At 63.7% G+C, this 17,899-nt stretch carries 20 protein-coding genes; 5 read left to right on the top strand and 15 right to left on the bottom strand.

Annotated elements, in window-relative coordinates; genetic code table 11:
* Position 1 precedes the first annotated feature (1 nt).
* From G455_RS0102500 to G455_RS0102485, 4 genes are read right to left on the bottom strand one after another with little or no spacing between them, the layout of a single operon-like run.
* Positions 2–931, bottom strand: coding sequence for an SDR family NAD(P)-dependent oxidoreductase (locus tag G455_RS0102500; RefSeq protein ID WP_028092229.1), 930 nt, complete (start codon positions 929–931; stop codon positions 2–4).
* A gap of 21 nt (positions 932–952) precedes the next feature.
* On the bottom strand, positions 953–1,771 hold the full coding sequence (locus tag G455_RS0102495) for an SDR family NAD(P)-dependent oxidoreductase (protein WP_028092228.1): 819 nt from the start codon (positions 1,769–1,771) through the stop codon (positions 953–955).
* A 14-nt stretch (positions 1,772–1,785) separates the two neighbouring features.
* A complete protein-coding gene (locus G455_RS0102490) occupies positions 1,786–2,901 on the bottom strand; it encodes an acyl-CoA dehydrogenase family protein (RefSeq protein WP_028092227.1) in 1,116 nt (371 codons plus the stop codon).
* 5 nt (positions 2,902–2,906) lie between these two features.
* The gene (locus tag G455_RS0102485) at positions 2,907–4,058 is read right to left on the bottom strand and encodes an acyl-CoA dehydrogenase family protein (protein WP_028092226.1); all 1,152 of its coding nucleotides are present in this window, start codon (positions 4,056–4,058) and stop codon (positions 2,907–2,909) included.
* A 155-nt stretch (positions 4,059–4,213) separates the two neighbouring features.
* On the opposite strand from G455_RS0102485, the gene G455_RS0102480 reads away from it, so the two are divergent.
* Positions 4,214–5,209 (top strand): NADPH:quinone oxidoreductase family protein, encoded by a 996-nt coding sequence (locus G455_RS0102480; RefSeq protein WP_028092225.1) that lies wholly within the window; start codon positions 4,214–4,216, stop codon positions 5,207–5,209.
* A gap of 23 nt (positions 5,210–5,232) precedes the next feature.
* Here the strand turns inward: G455_RS0102480 and G455_RS0102475 are convergent, their stop codons facing one another.
* A complete protein-coding gene (locus tag G455_RS0102475; RefSeq protein WP_028092224.1) occupies positions 5,233–5,889 on the bottom strand; it encodes a histidine phosphatase family protein in 657 nt (218 codons plus the stop codon).
* Between the two features lie 98 nt (positions 5,890–5,987).
* Here G455_RS0102475 and G455_RS0102470 point away from each other — a divergent pair, with 98 nt between their 5' ends.
* From G455_RS0102470 to G455_RS0102460, 3 genes are all read left to right on the top strand, one after another.
* Positions 5,988–6,989, top strand: coding sequence for an NADP-dependent oxidoreductase (locus tag G455_RS0102470; protein WP_028092223.1), 1,002 nt, complete (start codon positions 5,988–5,990; stop codon positions 6,987–6,989).
* A gap of 47 nt (positions 6,990–7,036) precedes the next feature.
* Positions 7,037–7,513 carry a MaoC family dehydratase gene (locus G455_RS0102465; protein WP_028092222.1) on the top strand — a complete coding sequence of 159 codons (477 nt, stop codon included), beginning with the start codon at positions 7,037–7,039 and terminating at the stop codon, positions 7,511–7,513.
* A gap of 260 nt (positions 7,514–7,773) precedes the next feature.
* On the top strand, positions 7,774–8,529 hold the full coding sequence (locus tag G455_RS0102460; RefSeq protein WP_028092221.1) for a helix-turn-helix transcriptional regulator: 756 nt from the start codon (positions 7,774–7,776) through the stop codon (positions 8,527–8,529).
* Between the two features lie 492 nt (positions 8,530–9,021).
* On the opposite strand, the gene tsf is transcribed toward G455_RS0102460, so the two are convergent.
* From tsf to G455_RS26330, 5 genes are all read right to left on the bottom strand, one after another.
* Entirely contained in the window at positions 9,022–9,897 is an 876-nt protein-coding gene (gene tsf / locus G455_RS0102455; RefSeq protein ID WP_028092220.1) for a translation elongation factor Ts, read from the bottom strand.
* Positions 9,898–9,976: 79 nt separating this feature from the next.
* Positions 9,977–10,756, bottom strand: coding sequence for a 30S ribosomal protein S2 (gene rpsB / locus G455_RS0102450; RefSeq protein WP_028092219.1), 780 nt, complete (start codon positions 10,754–10,756; stop codon positions 9,977–9,979).
* A gap of 173 nt (positions 10,757–10,929) precedes the next feature.
* Entirely contained in the window at positions 10,930–11,772 is an 843-nt protein-coding gene (locus G455_RS0102445; protein WP_028092218.1) for a lysophospholipid acyltransferase family protein, read from the bottom strand.
* The gene (locus tag G455_RS0102440) at positions 11,769–12,533 is read right to left on the bottom strand and encodes a GNAT family N-acetyltransferase (protein ID WP_028092217.1); all 765 of its coding nucleotides are present in this window, start codon (positions 12,531–12,533) and stop codon (positions 11,769–11,771) included. The genes G455_RS0102445 and G455_RS0102440 overlap by 4 nt, the downstream gene beginning before the upstream one ends.
* A gap of 86 nt (positions 12,534–12,619) precedes the next feature.
* Entirely contained in the window at positions 12,620–12,802 is a 183-nt protein-coding gene (locus G455_RS26330; RefSeq protein WP_028092216.1) for a DUF3553 domain-containing protein, read from the bottom strand.
* A gap of 16 nt (positions 12,803–12,818) precedes the next feature.
* Here G455_RS26330 and G455_RS0102430 point away from each other — a divergent pair, with 16 nt between their 5' ends.
* Positions 12,819–13,427 carry a histidine phosphotransferase family protein gene (locus G455_RS0102430; protein WP_028092215.1) on the top strand — a complete coding sequence of 203 codons (609 nt, stop codon included), beginning with the start codon at positions 12,819–12,821 and terminating at the stop codon, positions 13,425–13,427.
* A 4-nt stretch (positions 13,428–13,431) separates the two neighbouring features.
* Here the strand turns inward: G455_RS0102430 and G455_RS0102425 are convergent, their stop codons facing one another.
* From G455_RS0102425 to rpmA, 5 genes are all read right to left on the bottom strand, one after another.
* Positions 13,432–14,697, bottom strand: a complete 1,266-nt coding sequence (locus tag G455_RS0102425) for a glutamate-5-semialdehyde dehydrogenase (RefSeq protein ID WP_028092214.1) — start codon at positions 14,695–14,697, stop codon at positions 13,432–13,434.
* A gap of 32 nt (positions 14,698–14,729) precedes the next feature.
* The gene (gene proB, locus G455_RS0102420) at positions 14,730–15,842 is read right to left on the bottom strand and encodes a glutamate 5-kinase (RefSeq protein WP_028092213.1); all 1,113 of its coding nucleotides are present in this window, start codon (positions 15,840–15,842) and stop codon (positions 14,730–14,732) included.
* The gene (obgE, locus tag G455_RS0102415) at positions 15,830–16,864 is read right to left on the bottom strand and encodes a GTPase ObgE (RefSeq protein ID WP_028092212.1); all 1,035 of its coding nucleotides are present in this window, start codon (positions 16,862–16,864) and stop codon (positions 15,830–15,832) included. Before obgE ends, proB begins: the two co-directional genes overlap by 13 nt.
* 36 nt (positions 16,865–16,900) lie before the next feature.
* Positions 16,901–17,437, bottom strand: a complete 537-nt coding sequence (locus G455_RS0102410) for a GNAT family N-acetyltransferase (RefSeq protein ID WP_028092211.1) — start codon at positions 17,435–17,437, stop codon at positions 16,901–16,903.
* A 180-nt stretch (positions 17,438–17,617) separates the two neighbouring features.
* Positions 17,618–17,887 (bottom strand): 50S ribosomal protein L27, encoded by a 270-nt coding sequence (rpmA, locus tag G455_RS0102405; RefSeq protein WP_028092210.1) that lies wholly within the window; start codon positions 17,885–17,887, stop codon positions 17,618–17,620.
* Between the last annotated feature and the right edge of the window lie 12 nt (positions 17,888–17,899).

Genomic DNA, 17,899 nt, shown 5'->3' with positions numbered 1-17,899 from the left:
CTCAGTCGCCCCAGGGCAGTTTCAGGCCTTTGGCGTCGGCGGCTTTCTTGGCGTACTTGCGGGTTTGCTGGAAGGCGTCGGTCAGCTCCTTCTGCCCCTCGGGGTTCTGAATCTCGTCAAAGACCGCAGCGACCCCTTCGGGCGTGTTGGCATCGCCTTCAAGCATCACGCCCTCGGTCTCGTAAACCCGGGTGGCGGCGAAACAGCCGGCGCCAGCGCCGAGGATCACCCGCGAAGGCGCATTTTCGCTGACCAGATACAGCAGGCCCGGGGTGATGGTTTCCGGCTGCAACAGCTCCAGCGCCTCGGGCGGCATCAGGCTTTCGGTCATCCGGGTGGCGGCGGTCGGCGCCAGGGTATTGACGCGGATATTGTCGCGCCCGCCTTCCAGATGCAGCACGTTCATCAGCCCCATCATCGCGGCCTTGGCGGCACCATAGTTCGACTGGCCGAAGTTGCCATAAAGCCCCGACGCCGAAGAGGTCAGCACGATGCGGCCGTATTTCTGATCCCGCATGATCTGCCAGACCGCGTGGCAGCACACCGCGCTGCCCATCAGATGCACATCGACCACCTTGCGGAAATCGTCCATCGTCATCTTGGCGAAGGTCTTGTCGCGCAGGATGCCGGCGTTATTGACCAGAACGTCGACCCGGCCCCATTTCTTCATGGTCTGTTCGACCATATCCGCCACTTGCGCCTCGTTCGAGACATCGGCGCCATGGGCGATTGCCTCACCGCCGGCGGCGCGGATTTCATCGACCACCTTGGCGGCGGCGCTGGCGTCGCTGCCCTGCCCGTCGGTGCTGGCCCCCAGATCGTTGATCACCACCTTGGCGCCACGCGCGGCCAGCCCCAGCGCATGGCTGCGACCCAGACCCACGCCCGATCCCGTCACGATCGCGACGCGTCCATCAAACCGGATATCCATCGGTTTTCCTCCCTTGAAACCTTACTCTTGGCCTTCGTCGAACAAATTGCCCGCCGTGACCACATTGACGCCGCCCGACACCGGCAGCACCGCGCCGGTGATATAGGCCCCGCCGCGTCCGCACAGGAACTGCATGCAGCCGGCGATATCCTCGGCCCGGCCCAGACGGCCCAGCGGCACGTTGCGCGCGATGCCCGCCTCTTTCTCGCCCATCAGCGCGAAGGCGGTCATCTTCGACAGGAACGGCCCCGGCGCCAGCGCGTTTACGGTGATCGCCTCGCCCGCCAGTTCCTTGGCAAGGATCTTGGTCAGATGCATCACCGCCGCTTTCGAGGCGGCATAGCTGTAGGCGCCATCGCCCATCGGCACCTCGCCCATGACCGAGCCCACATTGACCACCCGCGCCGGATCGTCGATGGTGCCCGAGGCCTTGAGCATCGGCAGCAACGCCTGAGTCAGATGGAACGGACCGGTGACGTTCAGATCCATCACCTTGCCCCAGGCATCATAGGGGAATTGCCCCAGCGGCGCCCCCCAAGTGCGACCTGCGTTATTCATCAGGATATCAAGCGTTTCGGTGCGGCTCTTCACCTCGAGCACAAGGGCGTCGATACCCTCTTCGCTGGCGACGTCGCCGCCAAAGCCCTCGGCACTGCCGGCGGCGCCCATGGCGTTCAGCTCATTGGCGACGGCGATGCAGGCCTCGGCCTTGCGGCTGGCGATCAACACCCGGGCGCCAGCCTTGACCAGCCCTTCGGCGGCCATGAAACCGATGCCGGTGGCGCCGCCGGTGACCAGCGCGGTCTTGCCAGCGAGCGAGAACAGATTTTCAGGAGTCATATCGTTCAATCCTTTCAGAAGCCGCGCAGCCCAGCCACCACGCCCGCGTGATAGCCGTAATCGCCCAGCCATTCGGCCCCCACGCGGGCACGCCGCATGTAAAAGCCCATGTCGAATTCGTCGGTCATGCCGATGCCGCCATGCATCTGCACGCCCTCGCGCACCGCAAGCGAGGCAGTATCCATGGCGCGCGCCTTGGCGACAGAAACCGCCAGCGCCGCATTCTCGGGATCGGTGTCGAGCATCCGCCCCGCGTGCAGGATCGCCGAAGAGGTCACCTCACATTCGCACCACAGATCAGCAGCGCGGTGCTGCAGCGCCTGAAATGTGCCGATCAAGGTGCCGAATTGCTTGCGTTCCTTCAGATAGCCGACGGTGCGACCAAAGGCGCCGGCGGCAAGCCCGGTCAGTTCGGCGGCAAGCGCCGCCTGGCCCGCTTCCAGCGCAGGCTTCAGCACGGCCATGGCATCGTCAACGGTGCCCAGCACGTCCTCACCCGTTGCCTCGACCTTGTCGAACGTGATCTCGGCCGCATCGCGGCTGTCGATCATCGGCTTGGCGCTACGGGTCACCCCGGTCGCGTCTGCGGGAATGTCGAACAGCGTCACGCCGCCCTCAGTCCTGGCCAAAACCAGCAGACGATCGGCAAAGCCACCATCCACCACGAACCGCTTCTGCCCCGAGAGACGGAAACCGTTTCCGTCCTTTTCCGCAACCAGGTCAATCGCTTCCGGATCGAACTTCGACCCTTCGTCAATCGCCAACGCATAGGTGACCGTGCCTTCGGCGATCTTCGCCAGGGCGGCCTTGGCGCGCGCGCTGGCGACCTGCCGCAGGGCAGTCGCCGCGATCACCGCGGTCGACAGAAAGGGTGTCGGCGCCAGGGTCTTGCCCATCTCCTCGGCCAGAACACAGGCCGCCGCATGGCCCATGTCAGAGCCGCCAGCCTCTTCCGGCACCAGAACGCCGGTCCAGCCCATCTGCGCCATCTCGGCCCAGAGCGCCGGATCGTGCGCCTCGCCCGCGTCGCGCAGGGCGCGCAGCTTGGCCACCGGGGCGGCCTCGTCCAGATAGCCGCGCGCAGCGTCGGCCAGCATGATTTCTTCTTCGCTACGAATGAGTTTCGTCATGATCTTTACCCCGGCAGCCCCAGAATTCGGCGCGAAATAATGCTCAGCATCACTTCGCTGGTGCCGCCTTCGATCGAATTCGCCTTGCTGCGCAGCCAATGCGGTGCACGCTCGTCGTCCCAGGTCAGCGCATCGCTACCCGCACCGGCCATGATCAGCTCCTGCCGGCGCTTGTTCAGCTCGGTTCCGTAGTATTTCAGCATGGCCGAAGCGTCCCCGGTGCCGGTTCCGGCCTCGGCCTGATCCTTGTAGCGTTCCAGCGTCAGACCGAAGGCAAGCCCGTCGATCTCGTGCCGCATCACATCGCTGCGCAGCACCGGCTCGTCCAGATTGCCGCTCTCTGCCAGGATCGCCCCCAGCGATCGGCTGCCGCCGGCCAACAGGCCCGAGCCACTGATCATTTCGCGCTCATGGGTCAGCAGGTATTTCGCCACGTCCCAACCGCGGTTCTCGGTGCCGACGATCTGATGTTTCGGAACTTCAACATTGTCGAAGAAGGTTTCGCAAAACGGCGATTTTCCGGAAATCAAGCGAATCGGTTTGGTGGAAACCCCCGGGCTGGTCATGTCGATCAGCAGGAAGGAGATCCCCAGATGTTTCTTCGCCTCGCGGTCGGTGCGGATCAGCGCGAAAATCCAATCGGCCTTGTCGGCGTAGGAGGTCCAGATCTTCTGGCCGTTGACCAGCCAGTGATCGCCCTTGTCCTCACCCTTGGTCTGCACGCTGGCCAGATCCGATCCGGCGCCCGGTTCGGAATAGCCCTGACACCAGCGAATTTCCCCGCGCGCGATCGGCGGCAGGTAATGCAGTTTCTGTTCATGGGTGCCGAAGTGCAAAAGCGCCGGGCCCAGCATCCAGATACCGAAGCTTTGCAGCGGCAGCCGGCCATTGATGGTGGCCAACTCTTCCAGCCAGATCTTTTCCTGATCGCGGTTCATCCCCGCGCCGCCGTATTCTACCGGCCAGGTCGGCACCGTGTAGCCCTTGGCGGCACAGCGTTCCAGCCAGGTTTTTTGGGCGTCTGACGTAAAGTTCCAGTTCTTGCCGCCCCAGCAGGTGCTATCCTCACCGACAGCGCCGTCGCGCATCTCCTGCGGGCAGTTCTGCTCCAGCCATGCCCTGATTTCGGCACGAAACTGTGCTAGATCATCGTTCATTGCGCCATGCCCTCCCCCTCATGTTACGCATTTCAATTCCGCTGTGCAGAATTGCATTTCGAATTTCCGTTGACAATGGGGTTTCTCGACGGGATGACTGAAAACAACCCGCGCTGCCGTTCGGTCATTTGCGCGGAACAAGGGAGAGAGACATCATGAAAGCCATGCTGAGCACCGCCCCCGGCGGCCCTGAAACCCTACAGCTTGCCGACCTGCCCGATCCGGAACCCGGTAAGGGTCAGGTTCTGATTCGTGTCCATGCGGCCGGGCTGAATTTCCCCGACACGCTGATCATCCGCGACCTCTATCAGTTCAAGCCGCAACGCCCCTTCGCGCCGGGCGGCGAGATCGCGGGCGAGGTTCTGTCGGTCGGCGAAGGCGTCACCGGCTTTGCCCCCGGCGACCGGGTGCTGGCGATGATCGGCCACGGCGGCTTTGCCACCCATGTCTGTGCCGATGCGGCGAGCGTCGTGAAGATCCCCGATGTGATGCCCTACGAGGATGCCGCCTGTTTCGTCTTCACCTATGGCACCTCGCTGCACGCGCTGAAGGACCGCGCCAATCTGCAACCGGGCGAGACGCTGTTGATCCTGGGCGGCGCCAGCGGCGTCGGCGTGGCCGCGATCGAACTGGCCAAGGCGATGGGCGCCAAGGTGATCGCCGCCGTGTCGTCCGAGGAAAAGGCCGCCTTCTGCCGCGAAGTCGGCGCCGATGAAACCCTGGTCTATCCGCGTGACATGGATCGCGACGCGCAAAAGGCGCTGGCGGGGCAGATCAAGGAGCTGGCCGGGCCGCATGGGGTCAATGTGGTCTATGACGCGGTAGGCGGCGATTATGCCGAACCGGCGCTGCGTTCGCTCGCCTGGAAGGGCCGGTTCCTGGTGGTGGGTTTCCCCGCTGGCATCCCGAAAATCCCGCTGAACCTGACGCTTCTGAAGGGCAGTCAGATCGTCGGCGTGTTCTGGGGCGCCTCGGTCAAGCAAGAGCCCGAAGGCCATGCCGCCAATATGGCCGAGCTTTCCAAGCTCTATGCCGAGGGCAAAGTCAAGCCGCGTATCAGCGCCCGTTTCCCGCTGGAACAGGCCGCCGAAGCGCTGACGTCGATGGATAATCGCCAGGCTATGGGCAAGGTGGTGCTGACCATCGACTGAAGCCAATGGTCAGGGACCGGGTATCAGCCCAGATGCGCGCAATCGTTATAGCCGCGAACGGTCATATCCTCGCCCCGGATCACCAGGCGGGAGATCGACCCGTTCGCCGCGCCATTGAAGGCGAAGGCGTCGGACCGGGCCGCCATCGCCATGGCGGCGCCGATCACGCCGCCGTGGACGACGACGGCGACCAGCTGATCGGCATGGGCGGCGGCGATGCGCAGCAGCCCGCGGCGGACCCGGGCGTGAAGTTCGGCAGTGGTCTCGGCGCCCGGGATCTCGCCCCATTCGCGATTGGCCTTGGCGCGTTCGAACGCCGGGTCATTTTCCGCCGCCTTGATGCGATAAAGCCCGCCGTCCCAGTCGCCCAGATGCACCTCGCGCAGGTCGGGCTCGATCATCGGCGTCAGGCCGAGGTGATCTGCCAGGGGGGCGGCGGTCTGATGGGTGCGTTGCAGCGTGGTGACATAGATCGCCGAAATCGGCTCGGCCGCAAGCCGTGCGCCCACCGCGCGGGCCTGCGCCTGACCGTTTTCATGCAGTGCCGGGTCGCCGTGGCCGTCCTTCATCGGAAAGGATTCACCGGGGCGCGCCGGCATGCTTTCACCGTGGCGGATCAGCAGCAGATCGGCGGCGCCGACAGGCGGGCGATAGACGTGCTGGCGGTATTCTCGGGTCATTCGGGGGCTCCTCCTCGGATCATGGCTCGGGTGGCAAGCTAACGGTCCCGGCGCGGGGCGCAAGCCGCGCGGGACCATGGAAGAAAAGGGAAGAGGACATGAAAACCACAGAAATCGCCATCGTCGAGCTGCCCAAGGGCCCGCTCACGCCCGACCATTTCATGACGCGCGAGGCCGATTTACCGGCGCCCGGCGCCGGAGAGGTCCTGCTGCGCACCATTCTGATTTCGATCGACGCTGCGGCGCGGGCCTGGATGCAGGGCGCCACCTATCGCGCCCCGGTCAATGCCGGCGACGCCATGCCCTGCTATGCGCTGAGCGAAGTGGTTGAAAGCAACGCCCCCGGCCTCACTCCTGGCGACCTGGTGGTGGGGGAAACCGTCTGGGCCGGCCACGCGATCCGTCCTGCCAAGGGGCTGGAAAAGGTGCCTGCCGTCCGCCCGCTCACCCATCTGATGAGCGTTTACGGCATCGCGGGCAAGACCGCCTTTCACGGGCTCATCCATGTCGGTCGTCCGATCGCGGGGGAAACCGTTCTAGTCTCGGCCGCTGCGGGTGCCGTGGGCTGCTATGTCGGCCAGATCGCCAAGGCGATGGGCTGCCGTGTCATCGGTGTCGCCGGAGGCCCGGAGAAATGCGCCTATGTCACCGAGGAGCTGGGCTTCGACGCCTGTGTCGATTACCGCGATCCCGGCATGTTCAAGGCGCTGCGCAAGGCCTGCCCCGATGGCGTGGACATCTATTTCGACAATGTCGGCGGCCCGGTGCTGGAGGCGGCGCTTTTCGTGATGAACGACCGCGGCCGCGTGGTCTGCTGCGGTGCCATCAGCCAGTATGATACCGACAACGCCACCGGCCCGCGCAACCTGCCCGGAATGGTCGTGGTCAAGCGGCTGCGGATGGAGGGCTTCATCGTCATGGATTTCGCCCATGAGGAGGCCGCCGCGCAACGCGCGCTGGAGACCTGGGTGGGCACTGGACAGATCAAGGTGATCGAGGATGTCATTGATGGGCTTGAGAATGCCCCGGCGGCGCTGATCGGGCTTCTGGCCGGCGAGAACCGGGGCAAGCGCATGGTGCGCGTCGGCCCTGATCCATGATCGAGCGCTGAACAGACAATAAACAATTTTGCGGGAAGGAGACCCAAATGACTGCAATCGAAACCGCGATGGAGAAACTGACCTCCCAAATCGGCACCGAGATCGGCGTATCGAACTGGATCACCGTCGATCAGGCGATGATCAACGCCTTTGCCGAGGTCACTCACGATGACCAGTGGATCCACATCGATCCCGAACGCGCGGCCAAGGAAACCCCCTTTGGCGGGTCTATCGCTCATGGCTTTCTCAGCCTGTCGCTGGCCAGCCGTTTTGCCTATGACTGCTTCGAGACCGAACCCGGCCAGGTGATGGGCATCAACTATGGTTTCAACAAGTTGCGGTTCCTGACCCCGGTCAAGGCCGGGTCGCGGTTGCGGGGCCGTTTCACGCTGAATTCCGTCGATCAGCGCAGCCCGAGCCAGATCCTGCGCGAAACCGGCCTGACGGTCGAGATCGAGGGCAGCGACCGCCCTGCCCTGATCGCCGACTGGCTGGGAATGATCGTCTTCGACACGGAAAGTTGATCCCACCCGAGAGGATGGCGGGTCCGGTTTCCACGGTCCCGCCGGTGAAACGCTGGACAGTTTATTTCGGATTAGATAATTTCCTCTGCGATGGGGAAAACAGAACAAATCTTTCTTGGGCGGAGCGTTCCGCGACCGGGGCCTGTTTGTCTGGGCCATGAAACCGTGGTGGCGCCAACCTCTGGGTTCTTCGCGCGTGCGTCGGATCGCAAGGCTCCTGCCATTTCGTGGCGCAATCACCGAAATGCCCGAGGTCGTGCATGAAGCTGCGTAGCTGTCTCGAAAACATTACCCGAGCCGCAACGCTGGAACAGCTCTGGGCGGCGCATTGCGAACAGATGGCGGATTATGGGTTTGACCGGCTGTTTTACGGCTATACCCGCTACCGCACCGAAACCTCATTGGGCGATCCCGAGGATTTCGTGATCCTCACCAACCACGGCAAGGCCTATGTCGACGGTTTCCTGCATCAGGGGCTCTATTTTCACGCGCCCATGCTACATTGGGCCCTCAAAAACGAAGGCGCCGGCAGCTGGCGGCGCATCGCCCAGCTCCATGCCGCCGAACAGATGACGCCGAAGGCCCGACAGGTCTATGAATTCAACCAGCTCCATGGGGTCACCGCCGGCTATACCGTCAGCTTCCATTCCGCCACGCTGCGCACCAAAGGGGCGATTTCGCTTTGTGCCTGCGCGGGGATGACCCAGGACGATGTCGAAGCGACCTGGCAGGCGCACGGCCAGGATATCCTGCTGATCAACAATGTCGCGCATCTGAAGATCCTCTCGCTGCCGCATGTTACCTCCAACCGGACCCTGACCAAGCGCCAGCGCGAAGCTCTGCAATGGGTCGGGGACGGGAAAACCATGCAGGATATCGCGGTGCTGATGGGGCTGACCCCGGCGACGGTGGAAAAGCACCTGCGACTGGCGCGCGAGGCCCTGGCCGTCGAGACCACAACCCAGGCGGTTCTGAAAGCCGCCCTGCACAATCAGATGTTCATCCTCGAAGCCTGAACGTCCGGTTGTGCCTTACTCTCCGGAAATCCTGACAGAATCTTTTGAAGACGGAGAACGACCCGACCTTTTGTGATGCAAGGTAGGGAATCCATGACTTTTCCCATTCGGTCAAAGGTATCATCATGTCCCTGTTCCGTGAGTGGTGACTTTGGTCCGGGGACAACGGCGAAAGACTTCCCTGTTATTTCAGGGCTCTCTGATCCGTTCCGGTTACGAAAGCCTATTGATCCGCCTTCGGGCCGGAGTTTTTGAGAAGATCCTGCCATCCCCATCGCTAAGGGATCTTCGAAAACAGCGGGGTCGTGCAGAAATGCGCGGCCCCGTCCCCTTGTGGCGCCTTTCCCCCGCCTTTCCCCCGACAAGCAGCAGGACCACAGCCACAGGGCCGTAAGATTGTGCCCGACGCTGAATCGAAAAGGGCCGCGCAATACTGCGCGGCCCTTCTATTCCTAGAACCCTGTCCCGGAACGATGCCGGGACGGCGTGGGCTCAGCCCTGAGCGGCCTTGGCGACTTCTGCGGCGAAGTCTTCCTCAACCTTCTCGATGCCTTCGCCGACTTCCAGGCGGATGAACCCGGTGATTTCAGCACCGGCTTCTTTCGCGGCGGCGCCGACGGTCAGATCCGGGTTGATCACGAAGGGCTGGTTCAGCAGGGTCGATTCAGCGACGAATTTCTTCATCCGGCCCTCGATCATCTTCTCGATCACCTGCTCCGGCTTGCCGGATTCACGGGCGATGTCGATCTGAACCTGACGCTCTTTCTCGACCACGGCCGGGTCCAGCTCGGCTTCGGACAGGGCCGCCGGGTTCACAGCGGCGATATGCATCGCAACCTGCTTGCCGAAGGCTTCGTCGCCGCCGGTCATCGCGACCAGAACGCCGATCTTGCCCATACCGTCAGTGGCGGCATTGTGGACGTAGGAGACGATGGTGTCGCCTTCGATCGAGGCCATGCGGCGCACCGACATGTTTTCACCAATGGTGGCGATCTTGTCGGTGATGGTGGCTTCGACGGTCTTGCCGCCCATGTCGGCCGCTTTCAGCGCCTCGGTATCGGCAACGCCCAGGGCGGCCTTGGCGATGCCAGCGACCATGGCCTGGAATTCGGCGTTCTTGGCGACGAAGTCGGTTTCCGAGTTCACTTCGACAGCGACACCCTTGCCACCTTCGACGACGACGGCCACCAGGCCCTCGGCGGCGGTGCGGCCGGATTTCTTCGCCGCTTTGGCCAGACCCTTGGTCCGCAGCCAGTCGACGGCAGCTTCCATGTCACCGTTGGTTTCGGTCAGGGCCTTCTTGGCGTCCATCATGCCGGCGCCGGTCGAGTCGCGCAGTTCTTTCACCTGTGCTGCAGTGATTGCCATGATTTGGCTCTCCTCAAGTCGTGTGGTGCGTCGGGGCGGTCATAGCCCGCCCCGCATGTCAATTGCGTGACAGCCTGTCTCAGGCTTCCGCCGGAGCCTCGGCAGCGGCTTCTTCCAGCTCTTCGACCGGACCTTCTTCCAGAGCGCCCAGGTCGACACCGGCAGCACCCAGTTGGGCGGTCATGCCGTCCAGAGCGGCGCGGCTGACCAGATCGCAATAAAGCGCGATGGCGCGGGCGGCGTCATCGTTGCCCGGGATGATGTAGTCCACACCATCGGGCGAACAGTTGGTATCGACCACGGCCACGACCGGGATGCCCAGCTTGTTGGCTTCGGCGATCGCCAAGGCTTCTTTCTTGACGTCGATGACGAACAGCAGATCCGGCACGCCGCCCATTTCGCGGATGCCGCCCAGGCTGGCTTGCAGCTTGGCTTGATCGCGTTCCATGCCCAGACGCTCTTTCTTGGTCAGGCCTTCGGCGCCGGTTTCCATCGCTTCGTCGATGTTTTTCAGACGCTGGATCGACTGGGAAACGGTTTTCCAGTTGGTCAGCGTGCCACCCAGCCAGCGGTGGTTCATGTAATATTGCGCGGATTTCTCTGCGGCATCGGCGATCGACTGCTGTGCCTGGCGCTTGGTGCCGACGAAGAGAACGCGGCCACCCTTGGCGACGGTGTCACGAACGGCTTGCAGCGCCTGATCCAGCATCGGAACGGTCTGCGTCAGGTCCATGATATGGATGCCGTTGCGCGCGCCATAGATGAACGGCGACATGCGCGGGTTCCAACGTTGGGTTTGGTGACCGAAGTGCACGCCAGCTTCCAGCAGCTGGCGCATGGTGAACTCGGGAAGAGCCATGCGTATTTTCCTTTCCGGTTTACGCCTGGGCGGGGGTGCAGAAGCCTGTGCTCCAACCGGCGGACCGATGGGGATGTCTCTCCCATGCAGCCCAAACCCCGCCTGCGGGTTTGAATGGCGCGGCATATAAGTGATCTTTGACGGATGCGCAACCCCCGCGGGGCGCAAAACCGTCAGGCCCCGGCCGGCGCCGGCAAATAGGCTGCGACCCCGGCCCGCACCAGAGCCTCGGCCATGGCGCAAAGCGCCTTGCGGTCGGGATAATCGGCGACGTTGAGCGGCTGGTGAAACACCACATCGACCCGCCCCTGCCGACGTGCCGACAGCGTCTTGATCAGATGCGGGCCAAAGCCCATATCGCCCCACCAGCCATAAAACCGGGCCGGTTGCCCGCTGGGCGCGTGATAGATGACGCTGACCGGCTGGATCTGCAGCACATCGCGCAGATCCTCGGCATAGAAGGCTCCGAAGAGCGTCGATTTGAACGGCAGCACCCTGAGCCCGTCGGTCGAGGTGCCTTCGGGGAAGAACAAGAGCTTGTGCCCCGCCAGCAGCCGCTGTTCGAACAGCGCCGTCTGTGCCTGCGCCTGCTTGCGGTCGCGTTCGATGAAGATGGTGCCGGTGGCGCGGGCGAGAATGCCGATGCCGGGCCAATTGGCAACCTCGGCCTTCGACACGAAATAGATCCGCTGGCCCGCGTTCAGCGTGAAGATATCCAGCCAGGAGCTGTGGTTCGCCACCACCGCGCCCCGCCCCTTCAGCGGCCTGCCATGGGTGGCGAAACCGATACCGAGGATACGAAAGGCATTGCGGCAGACGAATTGGGTGATGAAGGGGGTGATCGGCCGACCCTGCCCCCAGATCGGACGCTCGACCAGCCGCAGCAACAGCAAGATTGCCAGGCAGATGCCGATCAGCGCGATCAGCGCCACGCCCCGGATCGCCACCAGCGCCCAGCCCAATGGCGAAACCTTGACCGGATCGGGCGGCGTCTCGCTGTCCCAGGTGGCGCTCATCCGGCGCGCTCACCGGTATAGATGCGGCGCTGTCGCTGGTTCATTCGGCTGGTGTCCAGCACCAGGCAGACGTCGGTGGTGTTGAAGGCATGATCGACGAAGGCCCCCTCGCCCACGAAGCCCCCCAAGCGCAGATAGGCCTTGATCAGCGCCGGCACCTTCAGCATGGCCCCGCGGCGATCGAGCTGATCGGCCGGCACCAGATCCATTGACTGGAAATGCGCCGGCTGCGTCCGCACGCGCAATTCCGGCGGCGCCAGGTGATTGTGATGCAGCATCGACAGCGGCTGCGCCAAGTCCTGTACATCGGTGCCGTGAAAGCTGGCGGTGCCGAACAGAATCTCGATCCCGTGTTCGGCGACATAGGCGGCCAGACCGCTCCACAGATAAAACATCGCGGTACCCCCGCGATAATCGGGGTGCAGGCAGGACCGGCCCAGTTCCAGAAGTTTGCGGCCCGAGGCCTTGAGCGCACTCAGGTCGTATTCGTCCTCGGAATAGAACTGCCCTACCGCCTTCGCCTGATCGTCGCGCAGCAACCGATAGACACCGACCACCGCGCCGCTGCGGCTATCGGTGCAGATCATGTGATCGAAGAAGGGATCGAAGCGGTCGCGTTCCAGCCCGGCCTCATGGTCGACCAGATCGCCACCGGCGCCCAGTTCCCTGACGAAAACCTCATAGCGCAACGCCTGGGCGGCGCGCAGCTCGGCCTCGGTTTCGGCAATCTTGACCGTAAAATCGGGGCCGCTGTCTGGCATGGTCGTCCTTGAACGCAATAGAAAGTCGGGCGTTGGATGCTGATACCGCATCGACAGGCAGACTTGCAACCGCAACCCGGAACGCTTCAGGCGTCGAACACCGGCTCCAGCGCGACGCGGCTGCCGTCGATCACCACCTTGCCCGCCTCGCGGAAATTGACGGTGATCTTGCCGCCGATGTTCGATTGCACCTGCCCCACGCCCCAATCGGGACAATCGGGGTGGCGCACCAGCATGCCCGGTTGCAGTATGGAGTTCAAATCAGTCATCGGTCAAAGTAGCCTCATGAAGAATCCCACCGACCTTACCCCGCAGGATCTGTCGGCGCTGATCGCGTCGCGCATCTGTCACGATCTGATCGGCCCGATCGGCGCCATCGTCAATGGGCTTGAGCTGCTGGAGATGACCGGCACCCCGGCAGGACCCGAATTTCAACTGATTTCGGACAGCGCCCAGGGCGCCAGCGCCCGGCTGCGGTTCTTCCGCATCGCCTTCGGCGCGCCGGGCGAACAGATGGTGCCCGGATCGGACATCACCACCACGCTAAAGGAAATCGCCCATGAGGGCCGGGTGTCCTATGTCTGGCGTCCTGAGGGGGCGCAGCGGCGCTCGGACGTCAAGTTGGCCTTTCTGGCGATCCTCTGCCTCGAGGCGGCGCTGCCGCGTGGCGGCGAGATCGAGGTCTCTGTCGCCGAAGGCATCTGGACAATCACCGCAAGGGCAGAGCGGATCGCGGTCGACACCGGGCTGTGGTCCTGGCTCGATGGTCAGGGCGAACGCGTGGTTCCCGCGCCCGCCCGGATTCAATATCTGCTGCTGCCTGCCGCCGCCGATCAGATCGGCCGGCAGATCACGGCCCGGCAGGAGGACGCCGGGCTTTCGATCATCTTCTGAGGCCTCAGCCCCGCACTGCCCCGTCGCCTGTCACCAGATATTTGAAGCTGGTCAGCTGCTCAGCCCCGACGGGGCCACGGGCGTGCATCTTGCCGGTGGCGATACCGATCTCGGCCCCCATGCCGAATTCACCGCCATCGGCGAATTGGGTCGAGGCATTGTGCATAAGAATCGCGCTGTCGAGCCGTTGGAAAAACCGCTCAACCGCCCAGGAATCTTCTGCCATGATGCAATCGGTATGGTTCGATCCATAACGGCGGATATGGGCGATGGCCGCATCGACATCCTCGACCGGCTTGGCCGCGATGATCATGTCCAGGAATTCGTGCCCCCAGTCGTCCTCGGTCGCGAGCGTGGTGCCGGCGATCTCGGCCAGCGCTCCGGCGGCATGAACCTCGACCCCGGCCTTCTCAAGTGCCTCGATCACCGGCTTGCCGATGGTGTCGATAACATCCTGGTGAATCAGCAGGCATTCGGCCGCGCCACAGATCCCCGTGCGTCGGGTCTTGGCGTTCATCACCACCTTCAGGGTCTTTTCCAGATCGGCAGAAGCGTCGATATAGATGTGAACGATCCCCTCGAGATGGGCAAAGACCGGCACCCGCGCCTCGCGCTGGACCAGACCGACCAACCCCTTGCCACCCCGTGGCACGATGACGTCGACGTAATCGGTCATCGTCAGCAGTTCCGACACCGCCGCGCGGTCGCGCGTCGGCACCAGTTGGATCGCGTCCTCGGGCAGGCCCGCGGCCTTCAGCCCATCGACCAGACAGGCGTGAATGGCGCTGGAGGAATGGAAGCTTTCCGAACCGCCCCGCAGGATCACCGCATTGCCGGCCTTGAGGCAGAGCGCCCCGGCATCCGCTGTCACGTTGGGCCGCGATTCATAGATCACGCCGACAACGCCCAGGGGCGTGCGCACCCGTTCGATATGGATCCCCGAGGGCATGTCCCATTCGGCAATCACCGCGCCCACCGGATCGGCCTGGGCCGCCACCGTGCGCAGCCCGCCGACGATGCCCTGAATCCGCGCCTCGTCCAGACGCAGCCGGTCCATCATCGCCGGGGTCAGCCCCTTGTTCCGGCCGTACTCCAGATCCTTGGCATTGGCTTCGATGATCTCGGCCCGCCGGGCCCAGACCGCATCAGCCGCCGCCTCGAGTGCGGCGGTCTTCTTGGCGGCTGGTGCGAAAGCCAGCTCTGCCGCGGCCGCTTTCGCGCGGGCGCCGATCTCAGCCATAAGGGCGGGGATGGTCATGCTGTCTTTCATCGCATCTGCCTTTCACATCAACAGGTTATTTCTCAACCCTGAACGGCCATGTCATCGCGGTGGATCAGCGCCGCGCGACCGGGATAGCCCAGAACCTCTTCGATCTCGGCCGAGTGATGGCCGCGGATCTTCTCGGCCTCAAGGGCGGTATATCGGCTCAGCCCCTGGCCCATCTTGTGCCCCTGGGGGTCGAGGATCGCCACCGGATCGCCGCGACCGAATTCGCCCTCGACCCTGGTCACCCCGGCGGGCAACAGGCTCTTGCCATTGCACAAGGCCCGGGCGGCGCCGGCGTCGATGGTGATCAACCCGCGCGGTTTCATCGCACCGATCCAGCCCTTGCGGGCGGTCTGCGGGTCCATGTGGGCCGTAAACCAGGTGGCCGGTGCACCCTGCTCAAGCCCCTGCAGCGGGTTCGTCCGCGACCCTTCGGTGATCACCATGGTACAGCCCGCCGCCGTCGCGGTCTGCGCCGCCAAAAGCTTGGTCTTCATGCCACCCTTCGACAGGCCGGACCCGGCATCGCCGGCCATCGCCTCGATCTCTGCCGTAATCTCGTCGATCACGTCATAGCGGCGGGCAGTGGGGTCGTCGTTCGGGTTGGCGGTATAGAAGCCATCCACATCCGACAGCAGGATCAGCCGGTCGGCGCCGACGGTCACCGCCACTTGCGCCGCCAGCCGATCGTTATCGCCATAGCGAATTTCGTCCGTGGCGATGGTGTCATTCTCGTTGACGATGGGCACCACACCAAAGCCAAGAAGCGTCTCCATCGTCGCCCGGCTGTTGAGATAGCGGCGGCGATCGGCGCTGTCTTCCAGCGTCACCAGCACCTGGGCGGTGGTGATGCCATGCGGCCCCAGCACCTCTTCATAAGCGCGGGCCAGCCGAATCTGGCCGACGGCGGCAGCGGCCTGGGATTGCTCCAGCGCCAGCTCCGCCCGCGGCAGCCGCAGCACACCGCGCCCCAGCGCGATCGAGCCGGAGGACACCAGCACCACATCCATGCCGCGCGCCTTGAGCGCCGCCACATCCTCGGCCAGGGATTTCAGCCAATCTGCGCGCAGATCTCCGGTCACCCGGTCCACCAGCAGGGCCGAGCCGATTTTGACCACCACGCGCTTGGCGTCGGTCAGGGTTGCCACGATTGCGACTCCTCTTGAGGTTTCTGGCGCAGGCGGTCGTCGTCAATGCGGGCGCGCAGCGCGCGCAGCACCTCGGTCACGCCTTCGCGACTGACGCCGGACATCACCAGGACAGGGCCGCCGACGGCCTCTTCCAGCATCTCCTTGGCCAGCGCACGCTCTTCATCATCGAGCGCATCGACCTTGTTCAGCACCGTCACCCGCGGCTTGTCGGCCAGCTCACCGCCATAGGCCTCAAGCTCGCCGATAATGGTCTCGTAATCCTCGACCAGCGTGGGAGAGGTGCCGTCCACCAGATGCAAAAGCACCGCACAGCGTTCGACATGCCCCAGGAACAGATCGCCCAGACCACGGCCTTCCGAGGCGCCCTCGATCAGACCGGGGATATCGGCCACCACGAATTCCACCCCGTCGACACCGACAACGCCCAGATTCGGGTGCAGCGTGGTAAAGGGATAATCGGCAATCTTGGGCCGTGCGTTCGACGTCGCGGCCAGAAAGGTCGACTTGCCCGCATTGGGCAGTCCCAGAAGCCCGGCATCGGCGATCAGCTTCAGCCGCAGCCAGATGGTGCGGTCTATCCCCTCCTGCCCCGGATTGGCCCGGCGCGGCGCCTGGTTGGTGGCGGTCTTGAAATGCAGGTTGCCAAAACCGCCGTTGCCGCCGCGGGCCAGAACCACCCGCTCGCCCAGCGTCGACAGGTCGGCGATCACCGTCTCCATATCCTCATCGAGGATCTCGGTGCCGACCGGCACCCGCAGGAGGATATCCTCACCATCCTTGCCGGTGCGCTGGCGGCCCATGCCGGACTGGCCGTTTTGGGCGAAGAAATGCTGCTGATAGCGGAAGTCGATCAGCGTGTTCAGCCCGTCGACCGCCTCGACGATGACCGAACCGCCCTTGCCGCCGTCCCCGCCATCGGGGCCGCCGTATTCGATAAACTTTTCACGCCGGAAGCTGACGCATCCGTTACCTCCGGCGCCGGACCGGATATAGACCTTTGCGAGATCGAGAAATTTCATGAGCGTTCCCTAACGCAAAGGACCATCCAGCCACAATCAAAGTTTTCGGCTGTAGGTCCAGGTGGGTACGGTGGCGTCACGGGCCACCGAGTATATTTCGGCATCGCCAAGATAGGCGAAACCACAATGGGTCAACACCCGGGCCGAGGCCGGGTTGTCCTGAAAGACACTAGCGAACATGGCGGCATTCTTCAGCGGGTTGGCGGCGATCAGCACTTCCAGCGCCTCGGAGGCCAGCCCGGTGTTCCAGAACAACGGCGCCACCCAATAACCGACTTCGGATTGGTTCCGGTCCATCTGCTTGAGATTGATCAGCCCCAACAGCTCGGCCTCGCCGGCCTTGGTGCCGTCGATCGCCCAGACCACCGCCTCGGTTTCCGGATCCATTGCGCGGGTCACGAAAGCTTCCGCCGCACCGGGCGGATAGGGATGCGGGATCGAGGTGGTCATCTTCGCCACACGCACATCGCCGGCATAGAGCTCGATCAGCCCCATGTCCGAACGCCGGACCGGGCGCAGCGTAAAGCGCTCGGCTTCGATGATGGGCTGAGCCATGATCTGATCCATCTTCATCTGTCCGTTCCTCCTCCGAACTTCACAGGGCCTTCGGACTGCTTTTGCAGCGAACCGTGATACTCATATGTTTTTTGTCCCCGCCTCCCGCAAGGCCGCGGTCTGTCGCAGCCCGGAAACAAGAAAGGGGACCGGCGGTTTCGCCGATCCCCTAAGTTCTTGAACCCTTCAGGTTACGGCTTACTCAGCGGCCTCCGCCACCGGCAGGACCGAAATGAAGGTGCGGCCCTTGAGGCCTTTGTGGAACTTCACGGCGCCATCGGTCACGGCGAAGATCGTGTGATCCTTGCCCATGCCAACGCCTTCGCCCGGCCAGAACTTGGTGCCGCGCTGACGCACGATGATGTTGCCCGGAATGACGGCCTGACCGCCATAGAGCTTTACGCCAAGGCGGCGACCGTCAGAGTCGCGACCGTTGCGGGAGGAACCGCCAGCTTTTTTGTGTGCCATTCGTCTCTCTCC

Source organism: Pseudodonghicola xiamenensis DSM 18339, assembly GCF_000429365.1.
GTDB classification, from domain to species: Bacteria; Pseudomonadota; Alphaproteobacteria; order Rhodobacterales; family Rhodobacteraceae; genus Pseudodonghicola; species Pseudodonghicola xiamenensis.
This window is presented reverse-complemented; position numbering and strand designations above follow the sequence as displayed.

Bases quoted from the DNA above. Each gene is read 5' to 3' on its own strand.
- G455_RS0102500 (WP_028092229.1), bottom strand. From the start codon at position 931: ATGGATATCCGGTTTGATGGACGCGTCGCGATCGTGACGGGATCGGGC.
- G455_RS0102495 (WP_028092228.1), bottom strand. From the start codon at position 1,771: ATGACTCCTGAAAATCTGTTCTCGCTCGCTGGCAAGACCGCGCTGGTC.
- G455_RS0102490 (WP_028092227.1), bottom strand. From the start codon at position 2,901: ATGACGAAACTCATTCGTAGCGAAGAAGAAATCATGCTGGCCGACGCT.
- G455_RS0102485 (WP_028092226.1), bottom strand. From the start codon at position 4,058: ATGAACGATGATCTAGCACAGTTTCGTGCCGAAATCAGGGCATGGCTG.
- G455_RS0102480 (WP_028092225.1), top strand. From the start codon at position 4,214: ATGAAAGCCATGCTGAGCACCGCCCCCGGCGGCCCTGAAACCCTACAG.
- G455_RS0102475 (WP_028092224.1), bottom strand. From the start codon at position 5,889: ATGACCCGAGAATACCGCCAGCACGTCTATCGCCCGCCTGTCGGCGCC.
- G455_RS0102470 (WP_028092223.1), top strand. From the start codon at position 5,988: ATGAAAACCACAGAAATCGCCATCGTCGAGCTGCCCAAGGGCCCGCTC.
- G455_RS0102465 (WP_028092222.1), top strand. From the start codon at position 7,037: ATGACTGCAATCGAAACCGCGATGGAGAAACTGACCTCCCAAATCGGC.
- G455_RS0102460 (WP_028092221.1), top strand. From the start codon at position 7,774: ATGAAGCTGCGTAGCTGTCTCGAAAACATTACCCGAGCCGCAACGCTG.
- tsf (WP_028092220.1), bottom strand. From the start codon at position 9,897: ATGGCAATCACTGCAGCACAGGTGAAAGAACTGCGCGACTCGACCGGC.
- rpsB (WP_028092219.1), bottom strand. From the start codon at position 10,756: ATGGCTCTTCCCGAGTTCACCATGCGCCAGCTGCTGGAAGCTGGCGTG.
- G455_RS0102445 (WP_028092218.1), bottom strand. From the start codon at position 11,772: ATGAGCGCCACCTGGGACAGCGAGACGCCGCCCGATCCGGTCAAGGTT.
- G455_RS0102440 (WP_028092217.1), bottom strand. From the start codon at position 12,533: ATGCCAGACAGCGGCCCCGATTTTACGGTCAAGATTGCCGAAACCGAG.
- G455_RS26330 (WP_028092216.1), bottom strand. From the start codon at position 12,802: ATGACTGATTTGAACTCCATACTGCAACCGGGCATGCTGGTGCGCCAC.
- G455_RS0102430 (WP_028092215.1), top strand. From the start codon at position 12,819: ATGAAGAATCCCACCGACCTTACCCCGCAGGATCTGTCGGCGCTGATC.
- G455_RS0102425 (WP_028092214.1), bottom strand. From the start codon at position 14,697: ATGAAAGACAGCATGACCATCCCCGCCCTTATGGCTGAGATCGGCGCC.
- obgE (WP_028092212.1), bottom strand. From the start codon at position 16,864: ATGAAATTTCTCGATCTCGCAAAGGTCTATATCCGGTCCGGCGCCGGA.
- G455_RS0102410 (WP_028092211.1), bottom strand. From the start codon at position 17,437: ATGAAGATGGATCAGATCATGGCTCAGCCCATCATCGAAGCCGAGCGC.
- rpmA (WP_028092210.1), bottom strand. From the start codon at position 17,887: ATGGCACACAAAAAAGCTGGCGGTTCCTCCCGCAACGGTCGCGACTCT.